Genomic DNA, 303 nt, shown 5'->3' on the forward strand with positions numbered 1-303 from the left:
ATTTAATTTCGGACTGTACGGTGGAAGGAACATAAAGGTCAGATTTTTATGTTTCCTTAAGAACGGCTGAATTAATTTCGCGTGATGAATACGCGCATTATCCAACACCATGACGATTCTTTGTTCCGGGTACCGTTCGACCACTTTTTCAAGAAACGACAGAAACACCTTGGCATCATATTGTTCTTCTTCTACACAGAAGATGTCGCCCGTCTCATAGTCGAGAGTGCCAATGAGCTTGACGCCGCGGTGCTTGCCGTACGTCGGGATCTGTTTTTGTTGGCCCTTGGGAAACCAGGTGTG

The 303-nt window shown here is 45.9% G+C and carries 1 protein-coding gene; it reads right to left on the minus strand.

The window, feature by feature from the left end:
* Positions 1-303 (minus strand): IS630 family transposase (locus FS806_RS25465; RefSeq protein WP_144942153.1); only part of this gene is annotated, 303 nt, incomplete at both ends.

It is taken from the genome of Paenibacillus sp. 32O-W (assembly GCF_007679495.1).
GTDB lineage: Bacteria > Bacillota > Bacilli > Paenibacillales > NBRC-103111 > Paenibacillus_L > Paenibacillus_L residui.